The sequence below is a fragment of the Streptomyces solincola genome, assembly GCF_002982015.1.
In the GTDB taxonomy this organism is placed as follows: Bacteria; Actinomycetota; Actinomycetes; order Streptomycetales; family Streptomycetaceae; genus Streptomyces; species Streptomyces solincola.
On the sequence record NZ_PVLV01000014.1, the window covers coordinates 1 to 3,277 of the forward strand.

3 protein-coding genes and 2 pseudogenes are annotated in these 3,277 nt (G+C 70.3%); 2 read left to right on the forward strand and 3 right to left on the reverse strand.

Annotation, left to right across the window (positions count from 1 at the left end; all coding sequences use genetic code 11):
* Positions 1-179: 179 nt before the first annotated feature.
* On the forward strand, positions 180-359 hold the full coding sequence (locus tag C6N75_RS01085; protein ID WP_105866931.1) for a nucleotidyltransferase domain-containing protein: 180 nt from the start codon (positions 180-182) through the stop codon (positions 357-359).
* Here C6N75_RS01085 and C6N75_RS31220 read toward each other — a convergent pair.
* The 3 genes and pseudogenes from C6N75_RS31220 to C6N75_RS01100 all read right to left on the reverse strand — a co-directional run bounded on the left by C6N75_RS31220 (position 356) and on the right by C6N75_RS01100 (position 1,770).
* The gene (locus tag C6N75_RS31220; protein ID WP_258177159.1) at positions 356-781 is read right to left on the reverse strand and encodes a recombinase family protein; all 426 of its coding nucleotides are present in this window, start codon (positions 779-781) and stop codon (positions 356-358) included. The two genes, C6N75_RS01085 and C6N75_RS31220, sit on opposite strands and share 4 nt — an antisense overlap.
* A gap of 76 nt (positions 782-857) precedes the next feature.
* Positions 858-1,358, reverse strand: a pseudogene (locus tag C6N75_RS31225) (zinc finger domain-containing protein); the annotation flags it as partial.
* 32 nt (positions 1,359-1,390) lie between these two features.
* Positions 1,391-1,770, reverse strand: a pseudogene (locus C6N75_RS01100) (ATP-binding protein).
* 818 nt (positions 1,771-2,588) lie between these two features.
* Here C6N75_RS01100 and C6N75_RS01105 point away from each other — a divergent pair.
* Entirely contained in the window at positions 2,589-2,927 is a 339-nt protein-coding gene (locus C6N75_RS01105; protein WP_105866932.1) for a MerR family transcriptional regulator, read from the forward strand.
* Positions 2,928-3,277 lie beyond the last annotated feature (350 nt).

Consider the following 3,277-nt stretch of genomic DNA (forward strand, 5'->3'; position numbering starts at 1 on the left):
GCCCACGACGGCCCCCACCTGCTGCTGCCCCTCACCCTGGTAGCCGCCGCGCTCCTCGCCGCCGCCACCCTCTGGTGGCTCCGCCGACGACCGGAGCGGTGAGGGGCGGGCCCCGCGCGCCGAGGCGACCACCCGTCCACGCGTTGCCCCGCGCCCGGCCGCTCCGCCACCATCGCCCCATGGACCTGCCCGCCGCGCTCCGCACCATGGCCGCCCGCCTCGTCACCGTCCCCGGCGTCGTCGGCGTCGTCCTCGGCGGCAGCCGGGCCCGGGGGGAGGGGCGGCCCGACTCGGACTGGGACCTGGCCCTGTTCTCCCGAAGCTGCCGCGAAGTGACAAGTAACTCAGCGTGTCGTTAAGGCCTTGGCTTCTGTGCGAGGTTCAGGAACCTCGCTGCCAGCGAGGGCGGCGAAATCGTCATGCGCCTGGGCGACGGCTTCGGGGTACGCCTCGCGCTTGGCGTGCTCGGCGAGTGCCCGGTAGATGCTGGCGAAGGAGAGTTCTGCCCCTTGCGCTTGCCGGTGGGGATGATCGGATCGGGCTGGATCTGCTCGACGGACTCACCGCCCGCGCGGCGCCGCAGCACGGTATGCAGCATGTCCTCGGTGATGACCTGCGGCCGACCGCCGTGCTTGCCCTTGCGGGCCGCGGTGTCGAGCCCCTCCAGCGTCGACTCCCGAATAGTCTCCCGCTCGGTTTCCGCCATCGCGGCGAAGAACGCGAACAGCAGCTTTCCCGGCCCGGTGGGGTCGTAGATGCCAGGCAGCGGTCCGGCGAGCATCTCCAGCACCAGGCCGTGCGCGGTGGAGGTGGTCGGCGAGCGCAGTCAGCTCGGCGGCGTCCCGCCCGAGCCGCTTCATCTCGTACACGGTGAAGATGACCCGGCAGTGCGGGGCGTGCGCCTTGATCTCGCGCGCGGCCCTCAGCGCCTTCTCGAACTGAGGGCGGACCCGCACCCGGGTGCTGATCTTCTCGCTGAAGATCTTGTCTCTCGGGATGCCGTGCTTGCTGAGCGCGTCGAGCTGGGAGTCGAGTTCCTGTCCGAGGGTCGAGCAGCGGGCGTAGCCGATACGGATGTCCGCGCTCGGCAGGTCCGGGTCGATCGGCGCCGGAGGCGGGGTGCCCGGACGCCACGGCCGGCCCGGTCCGCGGTCGGCCGGGGTCGGGATTCGCAGCGCCTTCTTCAGCCGGGGCACCTGGGTGAAGCGTCGAGTGTGGTAGGTGGAGGCGACCGCGCCGCCGCGCGAGCGGCAGGGCGAGCCGGGCTGGGCGTCACACTTCGGACAGGCGTGTGCTTCGGCGTCGTCCGCGTCCGACCGGTGGGGCCGGACCCCCGCCGATCCTGGATTCGCTCTCAGAACCCGTTCTCACTTGCCGAGGCGCCTTGGCGCTACCGGGCGAGAATTGCGCTGACCGTCTTGCCGCCGGACGACCAGTGGATGTGTGGGCGAGGCGGTTGACCATGGGCCAGCCGAGGCCTCCGGTGCCGCCGGTCAGGTCAGGGGTGCGCATGCGCGGCGCCTGCGGGCTGCGGTCGCGCACGGCTACCTCGATGCCGTCCGGGTCCGCGGTCAGTTCCAGGGTGCAGTCGCCGCCGCCGTGGCGCAGGGCGTTGGTGAGGAGCTCCGAGACGACCAGGACCACGGCGTCGGCGGCCTCGGCTGGGATCGGATCCACGAGACCCGCGAGGAAGTCCCGGGCGATGTCGCGTGTGACGGCGCCGGACGTCGCGGATCGCGCGGGTCCGACAGTGACGCTCATCGCGTCCATCAGCTCACCTGGCCTCTGCATCGCCATGCCCGGTTGTCTGCGCGGTGCTTGTGCCCGACCCGTGGTCCGCCAACCCTGTGTCGTCGCTGTTCGAGTTCGTTTACCTCATCGTCGAACGCACGAAAATCTGTGGTGGCTGGAGTAGACATTGGGTGTTGGTCTGGTTATGGTTTCTCTCGTAACCAGGAGGTCAGCAGGGTCTGGCAGAGACGAACTGCCGGGCAGCAGTACCCGCAGTTGCAGTTGCCAGGACGGTGCGGTAGTGGGTTTCGAAGCCAGGGTTGTTGCAGGACGGCGACGGGACTGGCGACCGGACCGGGGTGGCCCGCAGTGATCAGGGGCCGCCGTGAGCAGTACCGCAGTTGACGCAGTACCCAGCAGTGAAGTCAGTGAGCAGCACCTCGGTGAAGGCGTCGGCTGCGGACGCGCGCACCGGGAAGTTCGGTAGTGGGGTTCCAAGCCGGAGCAGACGCAGGACGGGCGACGGGGCTGACTGCCGAAAGGTGGCGCTGTCACAGGCCGCCGAGCAGTTCGCAGTACCAGCAGTACGCAGTTGATCATCGAGGAAAGAACGGAGGAGCCAGGCGCCATCAGGATCGCCCGGGCGGATGTCTTGAGCCCGGGTACCGCAGGACATCGATAGTGAGGTGGTCTCCGGTCAAGCAACCGCGATCCCCGCACACCCGACAGCATTCCCGTCGGGTCAGCGGAAACAGAACGCCGGCGCAGTACCAGGGCCGGCAGATGGTGTAGTTCCTTCGGGGCCCTGGTGTCGTACGACACCAGGGCCCCTCAAGCGTGCTCCACAGAGAGGTGCAATGACAGCAGACGACGCCTTCGGCCGTCTCGACGACGACGACTACCCCGCCTACACCATGGGCCGGGCCGCCGAGATGCTCGGCACCACCCAGGGCTTCCTCCGCGCCATCGGCGAAGCCCGCCTGATCACCCCGCTTCGCTCCGCGGGCGGGCACCGCCGCTACTCCCGCTACCAACTGCGCATCGCCGCCCGGGCCCGGGAGCTCGTCGACCACGGGACCCCGATCGAGGCCGCCTGCCGCATCGTCATCCTCGAAGACCAGCTCGAAGAAGCCCAGCGCATCAACGCCGAATACCGCCGCGCCGCCGGATCATCCGCTCCGCCGGCCTCGGCCTGAGACGGCGAAGACCTGCACCTGCCCAAGCGGCTTCGCGGCTGGCGCCCGCACCTACTTGCCCGGGACGCTTCTGCGTTCCGGGCAAGGTCGTCTTCGTCATGGCTCGGGCCCCCGCCGGGAGCCCGGCTGCCACGCCGGGGCTGCGGCGGCCTCTTGCTGCGGGGTGCGCGAGCCGTGCACCGTCGTCCAACCCTCCCTGGCGCTGGAAAGGCACGGACCGTGTACGCGGCCGGGGTGAGTTCGGCGCGGCCGATCAGCAGGGGGTAGCCGGTGGGGAGCTGGTGCAGGATGCGGTGCGGCCCTCGCCCACGACGATCCCGCCGACCTCATCGCCCCCCCCTGGCCGCCGC

Coding starts and splice junctions, on each gene's coding strand:
- C6N75_RS31220 (WP_258177159.1), bottom strand. CDS start 781: ATGCTCGCCGGACCGCTGCCTGGCATCTACGACCCCACCGGGCCGGGA.
- C6N75_RS01105 (WP_105866932.1), top strand. CDS start 2,589: ATGACAGCAGACGACGCCTTCGGCCGTCTCGACGACGACGACTACCCC.
- C6N75_RS01085 (WP_105866931.1), top strand. CDS start 180: ATGGACCTGCCCGCCGCGCTCCGCACCATGGCCGCCCGCCTCGTCACC.